This window comes from Kitasatospora sp. NPDC001095 (assembly GCF_053598615.1).
The window spans coordinates 224,358-247,902 of sequence record NZ_JBSFKQ010000004.1 but is presented as its reverse complement, the minus strand read 5'-3'; the positions used below and the strand labels follow the sequence as shown (position 1 = coordinate 247,902).

The following is a 23,545-nucleotide window of genomic DNA, read 5'->3' as shown; positions in this document are numbered from 1 at the left end:
ACAGCCGCGGCGGGTCACGGCGTGTCACCGGCGCGTCACCCGCACTGGCGCACGGGTGGGGCACGGCGGGTCGTACACCCGTCCAGGGGCGGGCTAACCTCGATACATGCGTCTCCACGTCGTCGACCACCCCCTGGTCGCCCACAAGCTCTCCACCCTGCGCGACGAGCGCACCGACTCGCCGACCTTCCGTCGCCTGACCGACGAGCTGGTGACCCTCCTCGCGTACGAGGCCACCCGGGACGTCCGCACCGACGAGGTGGAGATCACCACGCCCGTGGCGGTCACGCTGGGTACCCGGCTCAGCTACCCGCGCCCGCTGGTGGTCCCGATCCTGCGGGCCGGCCTCGGCATGCTGGACGGGATGACCCGCCTGCTGCCGACCGCCGAGGTCGGCTTTCTCGGCATGGTCCGCAACGAGGAGACCCTCGAGGCCTCCACCTACGCCACCCGGATGCCGGACGACCTCTCCGGCCGCCAGGTCTACGTGCTCGACCCGATGCTGGCCACCGGCGGCACCCTGGTCGCCGCGATCAGGATGCTGATCGAGCGCGGCGCGACCGACGTCACCGCCGTGGTGCTGCTGGCCTCCCCCGAGGGCGTCGAGGTGATGCGACGGGAGCTGGCGGATCTGCCGGTCACCGTGGTCACCGCCGCCCTGGACGAGCGGCTCAACGAGAACGGCTACATCGTCCCCGGCCTGGGCGACGCGGGCGACCGGCTCTACGGCACGGCCGGCTGAGCCCGCCCACCCGAACCACCGAACACCGAGAGCCCCCGGCACTGCGTCTGCCGGGGGCTCTCCTGTCCGTCCGACCGGTGGCTCAGCAGCTGCCGGTGGCGGTCGGGGTGGGAGAGGGCTTGGTGGCCAGCGCGAGGGCGGCGGCCGCCTGGGTCTCGTCCAGCAGGGCGTTGTAGCTGTCGCCGATCACGAAGTCCACGCTGGCGTCGGTGCGGGCGTCGGCGGTGACGGCGGCCCCGGCGATCTGAGAGCTGACCAGGGTGCCCGCGCCGGCGCCGGTCGGACCGGCGATCACCTGGGCGGTGCCCGGCACCTTCTTGTCCAGCTCGGCCGGGGCGTTGCCGACCTTGCCGATGACGAAGCCGCGCTTCTTGAACTCCTCGGCCGTCCGGCCGGCCAGACCGGCCTTGGTGGTGGCGTTGTAGATGTTCACGGTGACCGCGGTGGGCTGCGGGACGGCGTTCGGGTCGCCCTGCCCGGCGGCCGGCGCCCCGGCGGCGGGGGCGCCCGGGGTGGCCCCCGGGGTCGGGGCGGCCAGGGCCTTGCCGGACGGGCTCGCGCAGGCCTGCGCCGAGGCGTTCTTGTTCCTGCCGGTGAAGATGTCGTACAGCTGTACGCCGCCGAGCGCGACCAGGGCCAGGGCGAGCAGGGCGGCGAGCGTGGCGACCACCTTGCGGCTCTTCTTCGGGGGCCGGCCCAACCGTGGGTAGGTGTTGCCGGTGACGCGGTACTGCTTCCCCTTGAGGCCTCGGGGAGTCAACATGCTCACGGTTTGTCTCCCCCTCGTGCCAGGGCGGGGTCGGGATGACGGATCGGCCGGGTGGGGACTTCCCCCGGTGCGGGCGGAATCCCCTGGTCGCGGCCGTAGTCAGCAGCGTAGTGCCGTACGGCTTCGAAGGTACTAAACGATCATCATCTGGCGTACCCCGGTACCCGAAAGGGGGTACCGGGGTACGGACGGACCGCCCTCCGCCTGGTGGCGGGGGCGGTCCGGAAGGTCCGTGCGGGAGGGACGGCCCCGGGGTGGGGCCCGTCACTCCATTTCGAGGACACGGGCGTGCAGCACCTGGCGCTGCTGCAGCGCCGCGCGGACGGCCCGGTGCAGACCGTCCTCCAGGTAGAGGTCGCCGTGCCACTTCACCACGTGGGCGAAGAGGTCCCCGTAGAACGTCGAGTCCTCGGCCAGAAGGGTTTCGAGGTCGAGTTGACCCTTGGTGGTCACCAGCTGGTCGAGTCGCACCGGGCGCGGGGCGACGTCAGCCCACTGGCGGGTGCTCGTCCGGCCGTGATCCGGGTACGGCCGCCCATTGCCGATGCGCTTGAAGATCACACGGAAAGCCTACCGTTTGGGCGGCGGATGGCGCAGCAGCCGCGGCGCCGCCACGCGCGCCGGTGTGAACTGCGCATGGACGAATGCGGCTGTTTGGTGGGAAATGTCGCGAACATCGCCCGGTGCCGATCGGGTTCCGCGTTGACGCCGAAGCGTTCCGAAGCGTTCCGATCCGCTCAGGAGTGTGCACCGATGGCCTCCGGCCTCACCCCTCCGGCCGCCCGGAGAGCGCCGACGGGTGAGCCTTCACCGGGCCCGCGCTCGACCTCGGTGCGGTGCTGTTGGACGGCGCCGCGCACCCGGACGCCCGGGTGCGCATCCCGCTGGGCGGGCGCGCTCGGCGGGCAGGCGGTTCGGGCAGGAGATCTCGCTCAGCCTGTTCGGGAGGTCCGAGCGGCGCCGCCGCGCGGCGGCTGAGCGGCCAGGTGGGCGACGGGTGCCGGCTGACCGGCCGCCAGGGGGCGCCGGGCGGTCAGCCGGCGAGCGCGGCGCCGATCCGGTCCAGGGAGGACAGCCGCATCAGGCCGTAGTGGTAGAACTCCACCTCGGGGACGCCGAGTTCGCGCAGGGTGGTGATCTTGGCGGCGAGGTTCTCCGGGCCGTCGCAGTCGGAGGACATCGGGCGCAGGATCACCGCCATGGACCGCGGACGGACGCCGTGCAGGGCGAAGGCGGCGATCTTCTCCCGGACGGCCTCAGGGGTCCGCTCGTAGCCGAGGGTCTCGACCTGGTCGGTGACCTGCGCGAGGGCGGGCAGGTCGATGCCGGCGAGCCAGCCCCTGCCCGGGCCGCCGCCGTCCATGAAGCTCAGCCGCATGCCGTCCCGGCGGGCCTGCTCGGTGAGGTCGGCGGCCAGCGAGGTGACGGTGGCGGCGGAGGCGTCCACGTAGGCGGCGAAGGCGCCGTCGGCGAGGGCGCTCAGGTCGGCCGGCTCGGCGGCCGCGGACTCGTCGGCCAGCCGGCGGCGCAGCTCGGCGCGGACCGCCTCGGCCACCTCCTCGGCCGGGACCCCGGCGGCGGTGGCGGCGGCGCGGCAGTGCGGGCAGAAGCAGACCCCGAGCAGGGCTTCCGCGGTCGGGCCCAGTTCCTCGAAGTAGCGCTCGTGGTGGTAGCCGTGGCGCAGGCCGTGGAAGTGCAGGGACTCGGCGCGGATCGCGTCCACCCCGTACCGGGCCAGTTCGGCGACCAGGGTCAGCGCGTACTCCCTGACCTCCGGGTTCGCCGGGCAGAGCTCGGTGAGGTGGCGGTCGCCGAAGGCGTTGGCCGGGGCGCAGTCGGGGTGGGCGAAGCCGAGCCGGTCGTTGTGGCAGAAGACCGTCCAGGCGTGCAGCTTCAGGCCGCGGCGGCGGGCCTCCTCGGCGGCCTCGGTGAAGGGGTCGCGCTCGCCGATCGCGGTGGACGGCACGGGCGCGAGGCGGCGGCCCAGCCAGCGGACCGGGTCGGGACGGAAGTACGCCGCGCCCGGCTCCAGGTGGCGGAGCACCCGGCGGGGGTTGTGCGGGAAGACGTCGCGGGCCTCGTGGTAGACCGAGGCGAGGGTGACGCCGCCGACCCCGGCGCGGTCGGTGAGGTTGCCGAAGAAGGTGTCGGCGCCCTCGTCGAGCAGGTCGGTGGCGAAGGCGAGGACGGACGACTCCACGGTGCGGCTCCGGAGCTGGGGGAGGGTGAGCCGTCCACGCTATCCGCAGGGGTCGGGATTGGTCTATACCTGATGGCCCAGGTGGGTTGCGGGGGCCGCGGCCGACTGTGACGCCGGCCGCGGGGCGGCCGAGGCGCCGGCTACAGGCCGAGCTCGTCCAGCTGCTTGAGCAGGGCGGTTCCCGGGCTGTCCGGGGTGCTCGCCTGCTTCGCGGCCGACTGCGGGGCCCGCTTCGCGGCCGGCTGGTTGCGGAGCAGGACGGCGGCGGCCAGTCCGCCGATCAGCCCGCCGAGGTGGCCCAGCCAGCTGACGCCGGGGGTGACCGGCAGCACCCCGATCAGGATGGTCGAGTAGACCACCGCGACGACGGTGCCGACCACCGCGTCCAGCACGTTGCGGTCCAGGACGCCGCGCAGCACCACGTAGCCCAGGTAGCCGTAGACCATGCCGCTCGCGCCGGCCGTCACGGTGTTCGGGCTCTCCAGCAGCCAGACCAGCAGGCCGCCGGACACCGCGATCACCAGGCTGGCCAGCAGGAACTTCCGCATGCCCCGGTAGGCGGACAGGAAGCCGAGCACGAACAGCGGCCAGGAGTTGGCCTCGATGTGGCTCCAACTGAAGTGCAGGAACGGCGAGGTGAACATCTCCGGCAGGTCGCCGACCTGCTCCGAGCGGAGGCCGAACTCCCGCGACAGCCCGTAGTCGTCCAGCCAGTTGGCCACCTGCACCGACCAGATGACGGCCTGGACGCCGAGCATCGTGAACAGCGCGCGGCGGGAGTCTGCGAACAACTGGGCGAATTTGGCGGCCATGCCACCGACTCTAGGGGCGCCGGGAGCGCGCGTGCACCCCATTACAGTGACCTCTGTCATTCCGACCGTGAGAGGTGGCACACCCCATGAGCAATCGCCCGCCGCTGCCGTACGAGTTCCTGCCGAAGGTGCCGTCGTTCCGGCTGAGCAGCCAGGACATCACCGAAGGGGGCACGTTGGGGCAGGAGTTCATCCACGCCGGCGGCAACCTCTCGCCGCAGCTGTCCTGGTCGGGCCTGCCGGAGGGCACCCGGAGTATCGCGGTCACCTGCTACGACCCGGACGCGCCGACCGGCTCCGGCTGGTGGCACTGGCTCGCCCTCGGCCTGCCCGCCGACACCACCGAGCTGCCGCGCGGCGCCGGGTCCTCGGACGCCGACCTGCCCGGCGGGGCCTCCTTCCACGGCCGCAACGACTTCCCGTCCAACCGGTACGACGGCGCCGCCCCGCCGCCCGGCGCCCCGCACCGCTACGTCTTCGCGGTGCACGCGCTGGACGTCGAGAAGCTGGACGTCACCGCCGACACCCCGCCGGCCCAGGTGGGCTTCAACCTCACCTTCCACACCCTGGGCCGGGCGCTGCTGACCGCCGAGTACGGGGTCTGAGCCTTGGCCGTGTCCGATCGTCCGGTCGAGGTCTGGCGGCTGCCCGAGGAGGACGTCCGGGCCGGCCGCCGGGCCCTGACCTGGACGGTCGAGCCGGGCGGGGAACTGGCCGTCCTGGTGGTGCCGGAGCAGTACGCGGCGCCGGCCGGATCGTGGCCGTACGCCCGGCTGCCGTTCGACGGCGAGGTGGTGGTGCGCGGCCCGCAGGGCGAGTGGCGGGTGCCGCTGGCGGGGGTCGGGGTCCCGCCCGACCTCCTGGCGCTGCTGCCGGGCGGGCGGGTGCTGCTGGCCGGGTGCCGGGCCGAGGAGTCGACGGACGGCTGGGAGCGCAACGGCCTGGTGTTCGGGCCGGACGGCAGCCCGGCCCGGGAGCTGCAACTCGGCGATGACGTCCAGGCGTTGACCACCGACCGGGACGGCCGGATCTGGCTGGCCTTCGGGGACGAGGGCAACTACGGCGACAACCCGCTGGCCCAGTGCGGTCTGCTCGGGCTGGACACCGCCGGGCGGATCGTCTGGCGGCCGGACTTCAGGGAGCTGGGCGACGAACCGCTGGAGGGCCTCGCCGCCGCCACCGAGGGACGGCGGACCTGGCTGGCCTGGTACGGGGAGCGCAGCCACCTCACCGGTATCGACCCCGCCGAGGGCAAGCCCGTCGTCATGCGACTGCCGGCCCGGCAACCGGTCGGCTTCGCGATCGCCGGGGACCGCGCCGTGTTCCTCCAGCCAGGCGGCGAGCTGCTGCGCTGCGAGCGGGAGAGCCGGAAGGGCTGGCGGGAGGTGCGCCGCGAGCGGGTGGGCGGCCTCGGGGAGCTCGACCGGGAGCGCGCGTACGGCCGGGACGGGGCGCTCTGGTTCCGCTCCGGCAACGGCTGGTACCGGGTCGGGGCCTAGACCTGGGCCTGATCCCCCGCCGCGTGCTGGGCGCGGGACCGGTCCTCCGGGCCCGCCGCGTGCTGGGCGCGGGACCGATCCTCCGGACCCGCCGCGTGCTGGGCGCGGGCGGCGAGTCGGCGCAGGTGCTCGCGCAGCGCCGGCGGCTCGTGCACCTCGAAGGCGCAGTCCAGCGACAGCAGCCGCATCGCCGTCCACTCCAGCGAGTCCGAGCGGGAGCGGAGCCGGCAGCTGTGCGCGTCGATCGGCTCGACCTCCGCGTCGCCCGGCCGCAGGCTGTGGCCGACCCGCTCGGCGGGGGCGTGCACGGTGGCGACCACGGTGCCGCTCGGTGACGGGCGGCGCAGCTTGCCCGCCACGTACGCGGCGGCGTCCTCGGCGGGGAGCGGGCGCGGGGTGAAGCGCACGCCGGTGGTGGCCGGGCCGCTCACCCGGTCGACCCGGAAGAGCCGCCAGTCCGAGCGGTCCAGGTCGTAGCCGACCAGGTACCAGCGGCGGCCGACCGAGACCAGCCGCTCGGGCTCGACCTGCCGCTTGGTCTCGGCGCCGTCGTACGCCCGGTAGCCGAAGCGCAGCCGTTCCCGGGCGGTGACGGCGCGGGCGAGCACGGTGAGGTCCTCCGGGTCGACGGTCGGGCCGTCCCCGGTGAGCAGCGGCACGGTCGCGGAGTTGAGCGTCCCGACCCGGTGCCGCAGCCGGCCCGGCAGCACCTGGAGCAGCTTGCCGAGTGCCCGTACCGAGGCCTCCTCGATGCCGACCACGGCGTGCCCGGCTGCCGCGCGGAGCCCGACCGCGATGGCCACCGCCTCCTCGTCGTCCAGCAGCAGCGGGGGCATCGCCGTGCCCGCGACCAGCCGGTAGCCGCCGTCCGCGCCCATGCTGGCCCGCACCGGGTAGCCGAGCTCGCGCAGCCGGTCGATGTCGCGCCGGATGGTGCGGGGGCTGACGCCGAGACGTTCGGCGAGCTCGCTGCCGGGCCACTCGCGCGGCGTCTGGAGCAGGGACAGGAGGCTCAGCAGCCGGGCAGGGGTGTCGGTCATGCCGTCCAGCATGCCGTCCCGGCGGGCGGCGGCGGGCGGCTGCCAACTGGGACAGGTTCTGACCTACATGCCCCGTACTGTCATGGGCGTGGAGAAGAGCGTCCCGGACGTGCGTAAGAAAGAGGACAACCGAATGAGCACCGCGGCAGCGGACCGGAGGAGGTGGATCGCGCTGACGATCGTGATGGTCGCCTCCTTCATGGACCTGGTGGACGTGACCATCGTCAACATCGCGATCCCGAGCATCCAGCAGGACACCGGCGCCTCCTTCAGCGCCATCCAGTGGGTCACCGGCGGCTACGCGCTGGCCTTCGCGATCGGCCTGATCACCGGCGGCCGGCTGGGCGACATCCACGGCCGCAAGCGGGTGTTCCTGATCGGGATCGGCGGCTTCACGCTGGCCTCGGCGCTGTGCGGGCTGGCCTCCGGCCCGGAGATGCTGGTCGCGACCCGACTGCTCCAGGGCGGAACGGCGGCGCTGATGGTGCCGCAGGTGCTGTCGATCATCCACGCGACCTTCCCGGCGGAGGAGCGCGGCAAGGTGTTCGGCCTGTTCGGCGCCGTGGTCGGCCTGGGCGCGGTCTCCGGCCCGCTGATCGGCGCGCTGCTCACCGAGTGGGACCTGTTCGGCCTGGCCTGGCGCCCGATCTTCCTGATCAACCTGCCGGTCGGCATCGCCGGGCTGCTGCTCGGCCGCCGCTTCATCGACGAGTCGAAGGCCGACCAGGCGCTGAAGCTGGACCTGGTGGGCGTGGCGCTGGCCAGCCTCGGCCTGCTGATGCTGATCTACCCGCTGACGCACGGCCGGGAGGCCGACTGGCCGCTGTGGGGCTACCTGTCGATGGCCGGCAGCCTGCCGGTGTTCGCGCTGTTCGTGGCGTACGAGCGGGTCAAGACGCGGCGGGACGGCTCGCCGCTGGTGGAGCTGGCGCTGTTCCGGGTGAAGTCCTTCGCGGCCGGGATCTGCGTGCAGCTGGCCTTCGGCGTGGCGCTCGGCATCTACTTCCTGGTCTGGACCCTCTACATGCAGGTGGGGCTGGGCTGGAGCCCGCTCAAGGCCGGTGCGACCGGCATCCCGTTCTCGATCGCGGTCTCCACGGCGGCCGGGCTGTCGGTGCAGAAGCTGGTGCCGCGGTTCGGGCGGAAGGTGCTGCAGACCGGTGCGCTGGTGATGGCGGCGGGCGTGCTCGTCTACATCTGGGAGGCGGACCGGTACGGGACGGCGATCACGGCCTGGCAGATGGCGCTGCCGCTGGTGGTGATGGGCCTCGGGATGGGGCTGATCGTCGCGCCGATCACCGACGCGGTGCTGGCGGAGGTGCCGCGCGAACACGCCGGTTCGGCGTCCGGGCTGATCAACACGGTGCAGCAGGTGGGCAACGCGCTCGGGCTCGGCCTGGTCTCGGTGGCCTTCTTCGGGGCGATGGACGACGTCGTCGCGCCGGAGGCGCTCGGGACGGCGTTCGGCGGGGCCTTCGTGCACGCGATGTGGTGGGTCGCCGGGGTGCTGCTCGCCGTGTTCCTGCTGATGTTCGCGCTGCCGCGGCGACGCAAGGCGGCCGGTTCTGCCGGGGCGGCGGCCGGATCGGTCGGTGCCGACGGCTCGGCCGGTTCCACCGCGGAGGAGCAGGAGCCGGTCCTGCTCTGACGGAGTGCTCCCGTGCGCGGGCCCCGGTCGCGCGGCGCGGCCGGGGCCCGCGTCGCGCTCTGGGAGGGCCCGGTCGGCGTACGGCCGGCGGGGCGGGCGGTCGGGTGGGTCGGTCCGGCCAGTCGGGTCGGTCCGATCGGTCTGACCAGTCGGGTCGGTCGGTCGGTGATCAGCGCGCACCGGTCGGGGCGGCGGCGGAGGCGACGGATGTGCGGGTGGTGGTGCGCGGCTTGGCGGCGGCCTTGGCCTCCTTCGCCACGCGTTTCATCTCCTGCTTGAACTCCCGTACCAGGACCAGCGATTCGGGCCCGGTGATGTCGGCCACCGAGCGGTGCGCGCCCTCCTCGCCGTACACCCCGGCCGCCTCGCGCCAGCCCTCCGGCCGTACCCCGTACTGCTTGCCGAGCAGGGCCAGGAAGATCTGCGACTTCTGCTTGCCGAAGCCGGGCAGGGCGTTGAGGCGGCTGAGCAGCTCCTTGCCGGTGCGGACGTTCTTCCAGAGCGCGGCGGCGTCGCCGTCGTACTGCGCGACGAGGAACTGGCAGAGCTGCTGCACCCGCTTGGCCATCGCGGCCGGGTAGCGGTGGACCGCGGGCTTCGCGGAGAGGAGCGCGACGAACTCCTCCGGGTTGTAGGTGGCGATCTCGTGGGCGTCCAGGTCGTCGTGGCCGAGGCGCTGGGCGATGGTCAGCGGGCCGGTGAACGCCCACTCCATCGGGACCTGCTGGTCCAGCAGCATGCCGACGAGCGCGGCGAGCGCGCTGCGTCCGAGCAGTTCGTCGGCCTCGGGCTGCTGTGCGAGCCGAACGGTGACGTTCATGGGCTTGCCCTCCTCGGAGTTGACGTCGGGTCGGCGCCCAGTCTGGTGGAAGCGGCGTTGCCGTACGCAGTCAACACGCCCGTCACCGGGGATCTTGTCTCTTCAAGGCCTTGCCGGATCTGCATTGTTCGTTGGCGGAGCGGTTGTCGAGGACAACGGTGGAGTGGCGCGGAATGGCGCCCGCCGCGGCCTCCCTCGCCCTCGGCCTCGCGTCCTGAACCGGGGCCGCCCCTACGGGTCTTGCGCGTGGGGGCGGTTGTCGGGGTGTGCGGGGGCGGGGAGGGCGCTCGGCCGGGTGGGTGGATTTTGGGAGGGGCGGTGAGTCATTTCATATGACTATTTTTGTTGTGCCGGTGCGGTGACCTGACGGCAAGTCATTCTTGGTCCATCCGAAGCATCCAGAAAGGCCCGCCCGCCGTGACCCAGCCGTTCGAACTGCCCTCCTTCTACGTGCCGCACCCGGCACGCCTCAACCCCCATCTGGACGAGGCACGGGCCCACTCCACCGCCTGGGCCCGGAAGATGGGGATGCTGGAGGGATCAGGAATCTGGGACCAGGCCGACCTGGACGCCCACGACTACGGCCTGCTCTGCGCGTACACCCACCCCGACGCGTCGGCCGAGGCGCTTTCGCTGGTCACCGACTGGTACGTGTGGGTCTTCTTCTTCGACGACTACTTCCTCGACATGTTCAAGCGCACCAACGACCGCGACGCGGGCAAGGCCCACCTCGACCGGCTGCCGCTGTTCATGCCCGCCGACCCGGGCGCCGAGCTGCCCGAGCCGGAGAACCCGGTCGAGGCGGGGCTGGCCGACCTGTGGCGGCGCACCGTGCCGGCGATGGGCGAGGACTGGCGGACCCGGTTCGCCGCGAGCACCCGGAACCTGCTCGACGAGTCGCTGTGGGAGCTCGCCAACATCGGCGAGGGCCGGGTGGCGAACCCGGTGGAGTACATCGAGATGCGCCGCAAGGTCGGCGGTGCGCCCTGGTCAGCGCAGCTGGTCGAGTACGCGGCCGACGCCGAGGTGCCGCAGGAGGTGTCGGGCTCGCGGGCGCTGCGGGTGCTGATGGACGCCTTCTCCGACGGCGTGCACCTGCGCAACGACATCTTCTCGTACCAGCGGGAAGTGGAGGACGAGGGCGAGCTGAGCAACGGCGTCCTGGTGCTGGAGCGGTTCCTGGAGTGCTCCACCCAGGAGGCCGCCGAGGCGGTCAACGACCTGCTCACCTCACGGCTCCAGCAGTTCGAGAACACCGTGTTCACCGAACTGCCGGTGCTGTTCGCGGAGACCGGGCTCGACCCGGCGGGCCGCGCCCGGGTGATGGCGTACGTCAAGGGCCTCCAGGACTGGCAGTCCGGCGGGCACGAGTGGCACCTGCGCTCCAGCCGGTACATGAACGGTGGTGGGGCGGCCGGTGGTTCGGGCGGTGAGGTGGCGCCCGGATCGGGCGGGGCCGGGGGCGGCAACTGGTGGGACCAGTACGCGATCGGGGGCATCGGCACCTCGGCGCTGGACATCCTGCGCAGCACCGCCATGACGGCTCCGGCAGGCCCGGCAGGCCCGGCGGCCTCGGTGGGGAAGCGCGCGACGGCGGCGGCCAGGGGCGCGGCGGGCCCGGAGGGACGGCGGGCGCGGTCGTACGGCCACGTGCCGTACCGGGCGGTCGGGCCCTCCAGGCTGCCCGAGTTCAGGTTGCCGTACGAGCTCCGGCTGAGCCCCCACCTGGACGGCGCCCGGGAGCGCGTGGTCGAGTGGGCGGAGCGGATGGGACTGCTCTCGGCGGAGCCGGGCGCCCCCGCGTCCGGCATCTGGGACGCCGCGTCGATGCGCGACTACGACCTCCCGCTCTGCGCGGCCGGCATCCACCCGGACGCCACGGCCGACCAACTCGACATCGCCTCGGCCTGGTTGGCCTGGGGCACCTGGGCCGACGACTACTACCCCCGGGCCTTCGGGCACACCCGTGACCTGGGCGGCGCCAAGGCCGCCAACGCGCGGCTGTCGCTGTTCATGCCAGTGGACGGCACTCCCGCACCGGAGCCCGCCAACGCGCTGGAGCGCGGCCTCGCCGACATCTGGGAGCGCACCGCCGGCCCGATGACCGTCGAGGCCAGGGGCCGGTTCCGGACGGCGGTCGAGGCGATGCTGGACAGCTGGATCTGGGAGCTGGCCAACCAGATCCAGAACCGGATCCCGGACCCGGTGGACTACCTGGAGATGCGCCGCTCCACCTTCGGCTCCGAGCTCACCACGAGCCTCTCCCGCCTCGGCCACGGGGAGTCCGTGCCGCCGGAGGTGTACGACCACGGCTCGATGCGCGCGCTGGAGAGCTCCGCGATGGACTACGCGTGCATGATGAACGACCTCTTCTCGTACCAGAAGGAGGTCGAGTACGAGGGCGAGCTGCACAACACCGTCCTGGTGGTGCAGAACTTCTTCAACTGCGACTACGAAGCGGCGGTCCGGATCGTCGACGACCTGATGCACTCGCGGCTGGACCAGTTCCAGCACGTCGCGCAGAAGGAACTCCCGGTCATGTACGCGGACTTCGGGCTGGAGCAGGCGGCCCGGGAACTGCTCGACGGATACGTGGGCGAACTGCAGAACTGGCTCGCGGGCATCCTGGGTTGGCACGAGGGCTGCCGGCGGTACGGGACGGCCGACCTGGAGCGGCACTTCGGCGCGGGACGGGACCTGGCGGAGGCCTCGGGGGCCCGGCGGGCGGCCACGGCGGCGGCCGCCGAGGCGCCTACGGGTCCGGCGGGTCCGGCGGGGCCGGCGGGGCTGGTGGCGCCCTCGGTGCCCACGGTCGCGGCGATGCCCCCGGTACCGCTCGGCCCGACCGGCCTGGGGACGGCCTCACTGCGCCTGTCGGCCGGCGGCTGACGTTGCGGGGGCGTACCCGCGCGGGCCATCCCGTGCGGGTGCGCCGCGTCGTGGCTAGGCTGGCGAACCGGGGGTGGCACGCGCCCTCCCGGCGCGCGCACTTCGCCACACACGAGGGCAGAAAGATGGCTGCGCTACCTGAGGGCACACCCTGCTGGGCCGACGCGATGTTCACCGACCTGGAGGGCGCGAAGGCCTTCTACGGCCACGTACTGGGCTGGACCTTCGGCGAGAGTTCGTCGGAGTTCGGCAACTACACCCAGGCGTACTCGGGCGGCAAGGCAGTCGCCGCGATCGTGCCACCGATGCCCGGCGCGGCGGCCAAGTCCACCTGGTGCCTGTACCTGGCCTCGCCGGACGCCGGAGCCACCGCGGCGCGGATCCGCGCCAACGGCGGGGAGGTGGCCATGGGGCCGCTGCAGGTCGGCGACTTCGGCACGATGGTGCTCGCCAAGGACCCGGCCGGCGTGGTGTTCGGGGTCTGGCAGGCCGGGCGGCACGAGGGCTTCGAGAAGCAGGGCGAGCCCGGCGCCTACAGCTGGGCCGAGCTGGTGACCCGTGAGCCCGCGAAGGCGGACGCCTTCTTCCCGGCCGTGTTCCCGTACGGCGTGCGGAAGATGGAGGGCGGGGACTTCGACTACCGGCTGTTCCAGGTCGGGGATCGGCCGGTGCTGGGCCGGATGGGCGCGGAGGGCGACTTCCTGCCGCCCGAGGCGCCCTCGTACGTCAGCATCTACTTCGCGGTGGACGACACCGACGCCGCGATCGGACGGCTGACGGAGCGCGGAGGCAAGGTGCACTTCGGGCCGATGGACAGCCCGTTCGGCCGGTTCGCGGCGGTCGGCGACCAGCAGGGCGCGGCCTTCGGGCTGATCGACCTCGGACGGACGGTCGGCGATCAGCCGAAGACGGTGAAGGCCTGACGGGCGGCGGATCGGCGTGCTGAACGACGGGACGACCGAGGGGAGTTGCTGATGGATGAGCGCGAGGAACTCGTCGAGACGCTGGACAAGCACCGCGGCCTGCTGCGGCGCACCGTCCGGGACCTCACCGACGCGCAGGCGGCCGAACGCACCACGGTCAGCGACCTGAGCCTCGGCGGACTGATCAAGCACGTGGCGGCGGTCGAGGCGCGCTGGGCGCGGTTCATCACCGGCGGCGCGGAGGCGATGCGGGGCAGGGAGGGCGAGCACGGCCCCGGCGAAGCGGAGGCCTGGGCGGCCCAGTTCCGGATGGCGGAGGGCGACACGCTTGCCGGACTGCTCACCGAGTACGAGCGGGTGGCGCACGAGACGGACGAGCTGATCCGGACCCTGCCCGACCTCGGCCTCGCCCATGAGCTGCCGGCCGCGCCCTGGTTCCCGCCGGGGACGGCCTGGTCGGCCCGGCGGGTGGTGCTGCACCTGATCGCCGAGACCTCGCAGCACGCCGGGCACGCGGACATCATCCGGGAGTCGCTGGACGGGGCGAAGACGATGGGCTGAGCGGGACCGGGCCGGTCGGGTGGCGCTGCTGGGGGCGGGTGGACGCCCCCCGCCACCAGGCGGCTCGACGCTTCAGGGCAACTCGACGCCGAGGAGCTCGCGCAGCGCCCGACCGCCGTCCGGAGTGACCCGAAGCGCCCGGCCGGAGCCGATCCGCTCCACCCAGGCACGGTCCAACGCGGCCCGGCAGAGCGCCGCGCCCAGCGCCCCGCCCAGGTGCGGGCGGCGCTCCGTCCAGTCCAGGCAGCCGCGCACCACCGGGCGCCCGCCCGGACGGCCCGAGCGCGGCGGCAACTCGATCGCCTGCGCGGCCAGCCAGTCCCGGCCGCGCTCGGTGACGGCCAGCCCGCCCTCCTCGGTGACCAGGCCGCGAGCGAGCAGCGCGTCCGACACGGCGACGCCGAGGCGGCCGGCCAGGTGGTCGTAGCAGGTGCGGGCGCGGGCCTCGGCGCTCAGTCGGGTGGCCTCGCCGAGGGTCCGGGGTGCGGTCGTGCGGCCGGGGCCGGACTCGGCGAAGACGGTGAGGTCCTCGATCAGCGTGGCCACCGCGGGCGTGGCCAGCCGGACGTACCGGTGCCTGCCCTGCCGTTCCTCGGCCAGCAGCCCGCCCGCGATCAGCCGGGACAGGTGCTCGCTGGCCGTGGACGGCGCGACGCGCGCGTGCCGGGCCAGCTCGCCGGCGGTCCAGGCGCGGCCGTCGAGCAGCGCGGTGCAGATGGCGGCGCGGGTGGGGTCGGCGAGCAGGGCGGCGAAGGCGGCTAGCGTCATGCCTCCATGGTCGGGGCACGGGGGCGTGTTCGAGGGACTGAGCGCGGGTGGGGCCGGGTGCGGAAGGTCTGGCGCGGCCGGGTGCGGAGGTTCCGGCGCGGCCGCGTGCGGGGGCCGGGGCGGTCGCCGGGGCGGGGCCGCGTGGGGGAGCGGAGCCGGGGACATGCCTCCAGGATCGCCCCGGCACGGTTCGGCCGGCGCCGAAACGACCCGCGGCCACGATGGCGGCATGAGCGAAACCACGGCGGTCGCCGGCCCCGCGACCATGACCTTCTCCCGCTACGACGACGTCACGGCGGCGCTGGCCGACCCTGCGCTGGTCCCGCCGCCCGCCGAACCCGCGGCGCCCGGCGCCGCCCCCGGCACGGTGGCCTGGCTGCGCTCCACCGTCGCCCGGTTCAGCTCGGGTGCGCCGCACGACCGGCGCCGGGCGCTGGTGCTGGCCGACCTGGAGCGCCTTGACCCGGACCGGCTGCGGGTGGCCGCGGCCGCCGGCTTCGAGCCCGACGTCCGGCTGCGGGTGGTCCGGGTGCTCGCGGCGGAGCTCGGCCTGGCCGACCCGGAGGCGGTGGCGCGGGACGTCGCGACCGTCTCCCGGGCGTACTTCGCCGACGGCCCGCACTCCCCGGCGGAGGACGCGGCGGTCACCCGGCTGCTGCCCGCGATGGGGGACGGGGACGAGGAGACCGCCGCGAACCGGATCGGCCTGCTCGTCCAGGCCTGCGACGCCACCGCCGCCCTGGTCGAGGGCGCCCGTGGGCACGAGGACGGTCTGGCCGGCGTGCTGCGCGCGGACCCGCCGATCCGGACGATGCGTCGGCTCGCCGTCCGGGCGACCGCGCTCGGCGAGGTCGTGGTACCGGCCGGGACGCTCGTCCTGCTCGACATCCAGGCCGCCCAGTCCGGCGCGCCCGAGGGTGTCGCGCTCACCTTCGGTGCACCGCCCAGGAGTTGCCCGGGCCGCTCGCAGGCCCTGGTCATCGCCGAGGGCATCCTGTACGGCGCCTCCGATCCGGCGGACACCGATGCGTCCGCTGCTGCGCCGCCGTCCGTGCGGGACCTCGGAAAGGGTGAACTCGCCGCGCTGGTACCGGCGATGGTCGACCACGTGCTCGCGCTGGCGGCGGGCTGGACGGCCTGGGACGGTCGCCCGATCGTCAACGCCGACGGGCGGACCTACGCCCCGCACAAGGCGGTTCGCCGCATCGCCGACCATCTCCTGGACCACCTGGCCGAGTTGGAGGCCCGACTGGCGGGCCGGCCGACCGAGCCCGACCACTGGCACGCCTCCGGCGCCACCACCCCCGCCGACCTCGCCCCGTTCACCATCGCCGACCTGGACGAGGCCCGCAGCCGACTGATCCGGCTGGCCGCGATCTGGTCGCAGCGGATCGCCGCGCTGCCGGACGAACGGCTGGACGACTCGCCGGGGACGGGCTGGAGCTTCCGGGAGCTCGTCGGGCACGTCGCCGAGGCGGGGTACTACTACGCGGAATCGGTCGGGAGCACGTCCTGCGCGACCGCCGACCCGGTGGGCACAACCGCCGACCCGGCCGGTGTCGCCGGAGACCGTACGAACGACCCGACGGAGACGACCCGATGACCCCCTTCGCCGCCCTGCACCACCGCCCCGGCCGCCCGCTGCTGCTCCCCAACGCCTGGGACCACGCCTCGGCTCTCGCCCTCGCCGCCCAGGGCCACCCCGCGATCGGCACCACCAGCCTGGGCGTGGCGGCCGTCGCGGGCTTGCCCGACGGCGCCGCCGCCACCCGCGAGGAGACCGTACGGCTGGCGCGCCGGCTCGGGTGCGCCGACTTCCTGCTCAGCGTCGACGTGGAGGCCGGTTTCAGTGACGACCCGGACGAAGTCGCCGAGCTCGCAGTGGAGTTGGAGGCGGCCGGGGCGGTCGGCATCAACCTGGAGGACGGTCGGGCGGACGGCTCGCTGACCCCGTCCGCCCGTCATGCCGCGAAGATCGCGGCGGTGAAGGCGGCCGTGCCGGAGCTGTTCGTCAATGCCCGCACCGACACCTACTGGTGCGGGCAGGATGCCCCCGAGACGGAGGCGCTCCGGCGCCTGGAGGTCTACCAGCAGGCGGGCGCGGACGGCGTGTTCGTCCCCGGACTGTCCGATCCGGCGGCCATCGGCCGACTGGTCGGCGCGCTCGCCGTCCCGCTCAATATCCTCTGGACGCCGGCCGGCCCGGGCCTCGCCGAGCTGGCCGCGCTCGGGGTGGCCCGGGTCAGCCTCGGCTCGCTGCTGTACCGCGCGGCACTGGCGGCGGCGGTGGCCACGGCGGCGGCCGTCGCGGCGGGCGAGCCGGTCGGTTCGGTGCCGGGGTACGCGGAGGTGCAGGCGCTCAGCGGGAGTTGAGCACCCCTAGGGCAAAGGCGCCTGCCCATGGGGGAGTTGATCCCCCGAGGGGAGCCGAGTCCCCCGAGGGGAGTCGAGCCCACCCGGGGGCCGGCGCCCTCAGGCCTGGCGGCTGGCGGCCAGAGCCGCCTCGACCCCGTCCAGGATGACGTTGACGCCGCGGGCGAAGCTGCTGTCCCGGCCCGCGGCGACCTCGTCCGGAACCTCGGTGGTGTACAGCCGGTGCAGCCGGGGGAAGTCCTTGGTGGCCTCGATGACGGCGGGCAGCAGCTGGTTCATCCACTCCTGCTCGTCCTGGCCGCTGCGGGCCAGCGCGTTCACCCAGGAGGCCTCCACGGCGGCGGTCCCGATGGTGTAGCCCATGACCGCGCTCATCGCGTCGTTCGCCTGGCCGACCTCGAAGCCGGCCGTCTCCAGCACGGCCAGCAGGGCGTCGGAGAGCCGCATCCAGTTGGGGCCGAGGTAGATCATCCCGACGTCGCCGATCACCGAGACCATCCACGGGTGGCGCATGATGGCCGCGCGCATGCTCTCGGCGCACTCCATGACCGTCGCGCGCCAGACCTTCGGGTCCTCGGAGCCCTCGGTCCGGGGCTGCGGGAGGGTGCCGAAGACCTGGTCGACGACCAGGGCGAGCAGCTCGTCCTTGTTGGCGACGTGGGTGTAGAGCGAGGTCGCGCCGGCGTTCAGTCGGGCGGCGAGCTTGCGCATGCTCAGCGCCTCGATGCCGTCGGAGTCCAGCAGCGCGAAGGCCTCGGCGACGATCTGCTCGCGGCTGAGGGCGGGCTGCTCCCTCCGTCGCTGGGGCCGGTTCCACGGCAGGGGGATGCCCGGGGTCGTACCGTCCTCTGATTTGGCCGCCATGTGGGCCCTCCTCACCAGTCGTCCGGACCCGGTCCGGTCCGGCGCAGCCCGCAGCGGCTGCTGCGAACAGTGTACGGCGATGCGAACGGTGTGCGGAGGTCGAACGGTGTACGCCATTGCGAACAGTGTGCGGTGTCCGTACAGTGTTCGGAGCGGCGCACACCGTACCCCAGGGGACGGAGGTCGGTGTGCCCGCGCCGACTTCCGCGCGGCCGACGGCCCGCGCCCGATCCGGAGTTCATCCGCAGTCCAAAGGGGGAAACGCCGTGGAACGTCATCCACAGCGCTGGCTCATCCTGGTCGTGCTCTGCCTGAGCAGCCTGGTGCTGGTGATCGACAACATGGTGCTCACGGTGTCCATCCCGCCGATCGCGGAGGACCTCAAGGCCGGGGCGCAGGACATCCAGTGGATCATCGACTCGTACATCCTGGTCTTCGCCGGCCTGCTGCTCACCTCGGGCAGCCTCTCCGACCGCTTCGGACGCAGGAAGGTGATGATCGTCGGCCTCGTGCTGTTCGGTGCGGCCTCACTGGTCGCGGCGTACGCCGGAAGCCCCGGTGAGCTGATCGCCGGGCGCGTCCTGATGGGCGTCGGCGGTGCGCTGGTCATGCCGAGCACGCTCTCCATCCTGATCACCGTCTTCGACGACGAGGAGCGCCCGAAGGCGATCGCCGCCTGGACCGCGGTGGCCATGATCGGCCTGGTCGGCGGTCCGGTGCTGGGCGGCGCGCTGATCGCGCACTTCTGGTGGGGCGCGGTCTTCCTGCTCAACGTGCCGATCGCGGCGGTCGCCATCCTCGCCGCGGTGCTGCTGATGCCGGAGTCCAAGGGGCCGTGGCGCCGTCCCGACCTGCTGGGCATGGTGCTGTCGATGGTCGGCATGGCGGCCCTGGTCTGGTCGATCATCGTGGTGCCCCGGGACGGCTTCACCAGCCCGAGCACCCTCGGCGCGCTCCTCCTCGCCGTGGCCGCGCTGGTCGGCTTCGCCGTCCGGCAGGTCCGCACCGACTCGCCGATGGTGCCGCTGAAGCTGTTCCGCAACCGGGTCTTCACCGGCGCCAGCTTCTCGCTCGTCCTGCTGACCTTCGCCACCGGCGGACTGATGCTGGTCCTCACCCAGTACCTCCAGTTCGTGCTGGAGTTCTCGCCCACCGACACCGGCCTCGCCTTCATCCCGCTGGCCATCGCCTCGCTGGTGTTCAACGCGCTGGGCGCGGTGCTCGGCAAGAAGGTCCCGGCGCGGGTGCTCACCTCGATCGGCATGCTGATCATCGCGGGCGGCTTCGGGCTGCTGGCCACCCTCTCGGTCGGCGACGGCTTCACCAAGGTCGCCGTGGCCATGCTGGTGCTCGGCATCGGCTCCGGCCTCGGCATGCCGGCCGCCGCCAACGCGCTGATGGGCGCCATCCCCAGCGAGCACGCCGGCGTCGGCTCCGCGCTCAACGACACCATCCAGCAGTCCGGCGCGGCGCTCGGCGTGGCCATCCTCGGCACCGTGCTCTCCAGCACCTACACCGGCGCGATGCCCGCCGCCGCCCCCGAGGCCGCCCGCCACGACATCACCGGTGCGCTCGCGGCGGCCGGCTCCACCGGGGACGGCGGGCTGGTCGCGGCCGCCCGGGAGGCGTTCAACACCGCCACCTCCACCACCTTCACGGTGGGCGGTCTCGCGGTCGTCGCGGCCGCGGCACTCACCCTGGTGCTGATGCGCGACGGGCGGAAGGGCCCCGACGCGGGGGTCGAGGGGCCGGCGGAGCCCGCGTCCTCGCCGGTCGGCTGACCTCCCCCCTCCGGGCCGATGGCCCCGGCCGCCCCACCGCGGCCGGGGCCATCGGCGTGCGCGCGTCCCCGGCCCGCGGCGCGTAGCCTCACGCCATGCACTCGTCCTCGGCGTACCAGGAGCGCGCGTCCCGGCTGCCCGGCGCGGTCGTGTGGACGAAGCGCGCCGTCGGGCGTACGGGCGCGGCCCGGGTGCCCGTTCCTACAGCCACCCTGCCTGCCCGTGCGGCGCCCGCCCTGCCTGCCCGTGCGGCGCCCGCCCTGCCCGTCCGTGCGGCGCCCGCCCTGCCCGTCCTGCCCGACGGCTGCATGGACCTGCTGTGGACGGAGGGCCGGCTGCTGGTCGCCGGACCGGACAGCCACGCCTTCCACCCCGACCCCGCACTGCGCGGCCCGTGGGCGGGCGTACGCTTCCGCCCCGGCGCCGCCCCCGCGCTGCTCGGCGTCCCGGCCCACGAACTCCTAGACCGCCGCGTCGAGTTGGCCGACCTGTGGCCGTCCTCCGCGGTCCGGCGTCTCACCGAACGCATCGACGCCGCTCCCGATCCGGCCGCCGCACTGGAGGCCCTGGCCCTGCGGCTGGCGGCCGAGGCCCGGCCCGAGGACCCACTGGTCCGCGCCGTGGCCGCCTCGCTCGCCGCCGGACGCTCCGTCGCCGCGACGGCCGAGACGGTCGGCCTCGGAGCACGCCAACTCCACCGCCGCTCGCTGGCCGCCTTCGGCTACGGTCCCAAGACCCTCGCCCGGATCCTGCGCATGCAGCGCGCCCTGGCCCTCGCCCGCGGCGGCGTCCCGCTGGCCGACACGGCGGCCCGCACCGGCTACGCGGACCAGGCCCACCTGGCCCGCGACGTACGGCAGTTGGCGGGCCTGCCGGTGACCGCGCTGCTGCGCTCCTAGGGGGTGTCGCCCTGGCTCGCCCGCAGGGGCGCGAGCAGATCCACCCCGTTGCCGTCCGGATCGTGCACCACGGCGTACCGCTGTCCCCAGAAGGCGTCCCACGGCGCCAGCTCCCCGTGGTACCCGGCGCCGGTCAACTCCCCGTACAACGCGTCCACCCCCGCAGGGCTCCCGCAGTGGAACGCCAGCGCCGTCCGGGTGCCGCCGCTCGGCGGCCGCCAACCGGGATGGAACGACCGAATGGTGGCCTCGGCATCGAGCACCAGCAGCGGCCCGCCCGGCAACTCGCCCTCGACGTGCGGCTCCCCCTCCGCCCCCTCGGGAAACCCCACCCCCAACCGCCGGTAGAAGGCAACCGACGCGGCCACATCCGAAACGGCCAACCCGACGAAGGCGAACCGCGCTACACGTGTGCTGTCCATGCCCGCCACGCTAGGCACCTGCCGCCCACCCGGTCTTGAACGAATCGGACACCCACCGCCGCCCGCAGCCCCGGGCGCACGGGAGGTCGGGCGGGCGGTCTCCGCCGTTCCGGGCCTGACGGGCCACGTCACGGGCCCGGGGCTCAGCCGCCGCCGTAGGTGCTCTGGGTCACGGCGAAGACGTTGCGTCCGCCCGTGGTCTCCTGCAGCGACCACAGCAGGTCGGGGTTGGTGGCGTCCTCCCAGTAGGAGAGGCTCTCGCCGCCGCTCACCCAGGCGAAGGTCGAGGGGCCCGCGGTCGGGGTCCAGTAGTAGAGCTGCTTCTGTCCCGAGGAGTTGAACCACCACCGGCCGTTGTGGGAGGCCACCCCGTTGAGCCTGTACCAGGGCAGCTGGAGGGCCTGGCTGGCGGTCGTCGTCGCGGCGAACGTCGTCGCCCCGGTCGCGAACGGGAAGCGGACGGCCCTCGGCGGGCGGTTGGGGTAGTCGGTGCAGCCCGACTGGCAGGTGTACTCCGTCATCACGATCGACTTGCTGACCCGGTCGAGGGAGACCGAGGACCACACCAGCTTGTCGGCGGCGGTGGTCTGCGCGGTGATCGTGCCGACCTGGGGCAGCACGTAGGCGTAGTTGTGGGCGTAGTAGGTGGTGCCGGACTGGCGGCCGATCTGGTCGGCGGTGCCACCGGTGTCGGTGTTCAGGATCTTGCGCATGTCGAAGACGCGCATCCCGCGCCCGGTGTCGGCGACGTAGAGGTAGTCGCCGTACCAGGAGACGCCGCCGGCGTGGATCGGGATGTCCTTGAAGTCCGGCGCTGCCGCGGTGCCGGTCGGCTCCACGAGGAGGATCTTGCGGTAGGTGTTGGGGTAGGTGGCGTCCCAGTCGGCCAGGGTGATCCGGCTGCGCTGCTGGGCGCCGTCGCAGCCGTCCTTGGTGTACCAGCTCACCAGCACGAGCTGGTGGCCGTCGTAGTTGCCGCTGTTCGCCGTCCCCACGGCGTCCCGGCTCGTCGTGATGCCCTGCGGGACGCTCTGGCAGTCGGAGTTGTCGCCGTCGTCGAACCGGAAACCGGTGGACAGGCCGGCGACGGAGAAGGACGAGGGGAGCGCCTGCCGGGTGTGGTTCGCGTTCTCCATCACCGTGTGCACGGCGGAGGTGCCCAACGTCGTGACGAGGGCCGAGTTGAGCGTGTCGAACCGGTGGTAGTCCGCGGTGAGGGTGTAGTCGGACGCGGTCAGGGCCGTCGGCGCCGTGGCGGCCGCCGCCGGAGGCGCCCCGGCGAGCGCGCCGGTGACGAGCAGGCCGGTTGCCAACACCGTTCGTGCCGCGGTTCTGATGTGACGGATCATCAAGGCTTGCCTCTCCGTGTGAATGGATCAACGGGGCCACTCACGCTAGGGGCGCTCTGAGCATGTCCGCAACACCCCGAGGCGGCCGGGGCGGCGCCCGAAGCCGCTGCCGCTCGGCCGAACGCCAGCACCTCGACCGCCTGCTCCGTCGGCTCCCTACCGCGCACGTTCCCGCCCCCGGCCCGGCGCAGGACCCGGAAGTCATCGGGAAGCGGGGGCGGCAGTGGCCTCCAGCGTCTTCCGGATCGTCCGGACTCCCTGGTCGACCATCGCGGCGATGGGCTCCGCCAGGCCGTGCGGCTGCACGTCGGTGATCCGGACGAAGCGGCTGCGGCCGCCGGCTTCGGCGAACACCTGCGTGGAGGCGTGGTGGTGGAGGACGTTCAGGGAGCCGCCCCCCACCGCGTAGGCGATGCGCCGGGCGTCGTCGCCCAGCGAGACGATGAGCTCGCGCACCACCGTGCCGTCCTCGAAGGTCACCACTCGGACGTCGCCTTCGACGCGGGTGTCGGTGACGAAGCCGGGGGCGAGTCTGCGGTGGACCTCACCCCAGTCGCGGATCGCTGCCCAGACCTCTTCGGGGGTGGCGTCGATCGGGACGGCTCGGTGGATGGTTGCCACGGGGATTCTCCGTTCGTCTCGGACGGTCAGTTGGTGGCGGTCGTGGCGGGGATCAGGCAGAAGGGGCCGCCCTGGGGGTCGGTGAGGACGACCCACTGACCCTCGCCCGGCTGGAAGGCGGGCCGGGAGGTTCCGAGGGCGAGCAGTTCCTCGACCGCGCGGTCCAGGTCGGGGACGGTGAAGTCGAGGTGCAGGCGGGTGCTCCCCTCGGGCCACCCCGGCGTCCGGTAGCCCTCGACACGGCCGCCACCTCGGCCACACCCCGACCGCCCTGCGCCGCCTGCTGGCACCCGGCGAACGGGACGAGGATCGGCTGACAGTCGGATGACGGGTTGCAGCGGGTCCGAGCAAAAATCGGGACCACGGAACGACGAAGGCCCGGGCCGCGTGATGCGGTCCGGGCCTCCGTGAAGGCGGAGAACACGAGATTCGAACTCGTGAGGGGTTGCCCCCAACACCTTTCCAATTCTCCCGAACGCTGTTCGTCGGGGTTCACACCCGTCCTGACCAGTGGCGGAGCGAACCGCTGGGCGGCGGCCGAACCCGGTTGGACGGGGGTGAATGA

General features: G+C 73.5%; 23 protein-coding genes. 11 read left to right on the top strand and 12 right to left on the bottom strand.

All coding sequences use genetic code 11. The features are described from left to right. The first annotated feature begins 106 nt into the window (after nt 1–106). Nucleotides 107–742, top strand: coding sequence for a uracil phosphoribosyltransferase (gene upp, locus ACWDBB_RS06530; protein ID WP_392868411.1), 636 nt, complete (start codon nt 107–109; stop codon nt 740–742). 82 nt (nt 743–824) lie between these two features. On the opposite strand, the gene ACWDBB_RS06525 is transcribed toward upp, so the two are convergent. From ACWDBB_RS06525 to ACWDBB_RS06510, 4 genes are all read right to left on the bottom strand, one after another. Next, the gene (locus tag ACWDBB_RS06525) at nt 825–1,505 is read right to left on the bottom strand and encodes a LytR C-terminal domain-containing protein (RefSeq protein ID WP_449788534.1); all 681 of its coding nucleotides are present in this window, start codon (nt 1,503–1,505) and stop codon (nt 825–827) included. Nucleotides 1,506–1,775: 270 nt separating this feature from the next. Then, nucleotides 1,776–2,072 carry a type II toxin-antitoxin system VapB family antitoxin gene (locus tag ACWDBB_RS06520; protein WP_030061387.1) on the bottom strand — a complete coding sequence of 99 codons (297 nt, stop codon included), beginning with the start codon at nt 2,070–2,072 and terminating at the stop codon, nt 1,776–1,778. A gap of 472 nt (nt 2,073–2,544) precedes the next feature. Then, on the bottom strand, nt 2,545–3,711 hold the full coding sequence (locus ACWDBB_RS06515; protein ID WP_449788494.1) for a hypothetical protein: 1,167 nt from the start codon (nt 3,709–3,711) through the stop codon (nt 2,545–2,547). 140 nt (nt 3,712–3,851) lie between these two features. Next, a complete protein-coding gene (locus tag ACWDBB_RS06510) occupies nt 3,852–4,523 on the bottom strand; it encodes a rhomboid family intramembrane serine protease (protein ID WP_449788493.1) in 672 nt (223 codons plus the stop codon). Between the two features lie 86 nt (nt 4,524–4,609). Here ACWDBB_RS06510 and ACWDBB_RS06505 point away from each other — a divergent pair, with 86 nt between their 5' ends. Together ACWDBB_RS06505 and ACWDBB_RS06500 are read left to right on the top strand one after the other, a co-directional pair. Next, complete coding sequence (locus ACWDBB_RS06505) at nt 4,610–5,128, top strand: YbhB/YbcL family Raf kinase inhibitor-like protein (protein WP_449788492.1); 519 nt, start codon at nt 4,610–4,612, stop codon at nt 5,126–5,128. Between the two features lie 9 nt (nt 5,129–5,137). Further along, nucleotides 5,138–6,022 (top strand): hypothetical protein, encoded by an 885-nt coding sequence (locus tag ACWDBB_RS06500; RefSeq protein ID WP_449788491.1) that lies wholly within the window; start codon nt 5,138–5,140, stop codon nt 6,020–6,022. On the opposite strand, the gene ACWDBB_RS06495 is transcribed toward ACWDBB_RS06500, so the two are convergent. After that, nucleotides 6,019–7,062 carry a helix-turn-helix transcriptional regulator gene (locus tag ACWDBB_RS06495; RefSeq protein WP_449788490.1) on the bottom strand — a complete coding sequence of 348 codons (1,044 nt, stop codon included), beginning with the start codon at nt 7,060–7,062 and terminating at the stop codon, nt 6,019–6,021. The genes ACWDBB_RS06500 and ACWDBB_RS06495 overlap by 4 nt on opposite strands. Before the next feature lie 133 nt (nt 7,063–7,195). Here ACWDBB_RS06495 and ACWDBB_RS06490 point away from each other — a divergent pair, with 133 nt between their 5' ends. Further along, nucleotides 7,196–8,710, top strand: a complete 1,515-nt coding sequence (locus tag ACWDBB_RS06490) for an MFS transporter (RefSeq protein ID WP_449788489.1) — start codon at nt 7,196–7,198, stop codon at nt 8,708–8,710. A 169-nt stretch (nt 8,711–8,879) separates the two neighbouring features. Here ACWDBB_RS06490 and ACWDBB_RS06485 read toward each other — a convergent pair whose 3' ends face one another. Beyond that, a complete protein-coding gene (locus ACWDBB_RS06485; RefSeq protein ID WP_449788488.1) occupies nt 8,880–9,530 on the bottom strand; it encodes an HhH-GPD-type base excision DNA repair protein in 651 nt (216 codons plus the stop codon). Nucleotides 9,531–9,947: 417 nt separating this feature from the next. Between ACWDBB_RS06485 and ACWDBB_RS06480 the strand changes: the two genes are divergently transcribed. The 3 genes from ACWDBB_RS06480 (at nt 9,948) to ACWDBB_RS06470 (ending at nt 13,903) form a co-directional block, all read left to right on the top strand. Beyond that, nucleotides 9,948–12,419 carry a terpene synthase family protein gene (locus tag ACWDBB_RS06480; protein WP_449788487.1) on the top strand — a complete coding sequence of 824 codons (2,472 nt, stop codon included), beginning with the start codon at nt 9,948–9,950 and terminating at the stop codon, nt 12,417–12,419. Between the two features lie 125 nt (nt 12,420–12,544). Further along, nucleotides 12,545–13,342, top strand: coding sequence for a VOC family protein (locus tag ACWDBB_RS06475; RefSeq protein ID WP_449788486.1), 798 nt, complete (start codon nt 12,545–12,547; stop codon nt 13,340–13,342). Between the two features lie 51 nt (nt 13,343–13,393). Next, the gene (locus tag ACWDBB_RS06470) at nt 13,394–13,903 is read left to right on the top strand and encodes a DinB family protein (RefSeq protein WP_449788485.1); all 510 of its coding nucleotides are present in this window, start codon (nt 13,394–13,396) and stop codon (nt 13,901–13,903) included. 72 nt (nt 13,904–13,975) lie between these two features. Here the strand turns inward: ACWDBB_RS06470 and ACWDBB_RS06465 are convergent, their stop codons facing one another. Beyond that, nucleotides 13,976–14,671, bottom strand: a complete 696-nt coding sequence (locus tag ACWDBB_RS06465; protein WP_449788484.1) for an ArsR/SmtB family transcription factor — start codon at nt 14,669–14,671, stop codon at nt 13,976–13,978. 229 nt (nt 14,672–14,900) lie between these two features. Between ACWDBB_RS06465 and ACWDBB_RS06460 the strand changes: the two genes are divergently transcribed. Together ACWDBB_RS06460 and ACWDBB_RS06455 are read left to right on the top strand one after the other, a co-directional pair. Then, nucleotides 14,901–16,274 carry a hypothetical protein gene (locus tag ACWDBB_RS06460; RefSeq protein WP_449788483.1) on the top strand — a complete coding sequence of 458 codons (1,374 nt, stop codon included), beginning with the start codon at nt 14,901–14,903 and terminating at the stop codon, nt 16,272–16,274. Further along, the gene (locus ACWDBB_RS06455) at nt 16,271–17,044 is read left to right on the top strand and encodes an isocitrate lyase/PEP mutase family protein (RefSeq protein ID WP_449788482.1); all 774 of its coding nucleotides are present in this window, start codon (nt 16,271–16,273) and stop codon (nt 17,042–17,044) included. The genes ACWDBB_RS06460 and ACWDBB_RS06455 overlap by 4 nt, the downstream gene beginning before the upstream one ends. 99 nt (nt 17,045–17,143) lie before the next feature. Here ACWDBB_RS06455 and ACWDBB_RS06450 read toward each other — a convergent pair whose 3' ends face one another. Continuing rightward, on the bottom strand, nt 17,144–17,908 hold the full coding sequence (locus ACWDBB_RS06450) for a TetR/AcrR family transcriptional regulator C-terminal domain-containing protein (protein ID WP_449788481.1): 765 nt from the start codon (nt 17,906–17,908) through the stop codon (nt 17,144–17,146). A gap of 266 nt (nt 17,909–18,174) precedes the next feature. Here ACWDBB_RS06450 and ACWDBB_RS06445 point away from each other — a divergent pair, with 266 nt between their 5' ends. Both ACWDBB_RS06445 and ACWDBB_RS06440 read left to right on the top strand, forming a co-directional pair. After that, nucleotides 18,175–19,689 carry an MFS transporter gene (locus ACWDBB_RS06445; protein ID WP_449788480.1) on the top strand — a complete coding sequence of 505 codons (1,515 nt, stop codon included), beginning with the start codon at nt 18,175–18,177 and terminating at the stop codon, nt 19,687–19,689. 95 nt (nt 19,690–19,784) lie between these two features. Further along, entirely contained in the window at nt 19,785–20,588 is an 804-nt protein-coding gene (locus ACWDBB_RS06440; protein ID WP_449788479.1) for a helix-turn-helix domain-containing protein, read from the top strand. Here ACWDBB_RS06440 and ACWDBB_RS06435 read toward each other — a convergent pair. The 4 genes from ACWDBB_RS06435 to ACWDBB_RS06420 all read right to left on the bottom strand — a co-directional run bounded on the left by ACWDBB_RS06435 (nt 20,585) and on the right by ACWDBB_RS06420 (nt 23,270). After that, complete coding sequence (locus ACWDBB_RS06435; RefSeq protein ID WP_449788478.1) at nt 20,585–21,010, bottom strand: VOC family protein; 426 nt, start codon at nt 21,008–21,010, stop codon at nt 20,585–20,587. The two genes, ACWDBB_RS06440 and ACWDBB_RS06435, sit on opposite strands and share 4 nt — an antisense overlap. A 143-nt stretch (nt 21,011–21,153) precedes the next feature. After that, nucleotides 21,154–22,359, bottom strand: a complete 1,206-nt coding sequence (locus ACWDBB_RS06430) for a hypothetical protein (RefSeq protein WP_449788477.1) — start codon at nt 22,357–22,359, stop codon at nt 21,154–21,156. A 201-nt stretch (nt 22,360–22,560) separates the two neighbouring features. Next, on the bottom strand, nt 22,561–22,980 hold the full coding sequence (locus ACWDBB_RS06425; protein WP_449788476.1) for an SRPBCC family protein: 420 nt from the start codon (nt 22,978–22,980) through the stop codon (nt 22,561–22,563). A gap of 26 nt (nt 22,981–23,006) precedes the next feature. Beyond that, entirely contained in the window at nt 23,007–23,270 is a 264-nt protein-coding gene (locus tag ACWDBB_RS06420; protein WP_449788475.1) for a VOC family protein, read from the bottom strand. Between the last annotated feature and the right edge of the window lie 275 nt (nt 23,271–23,545).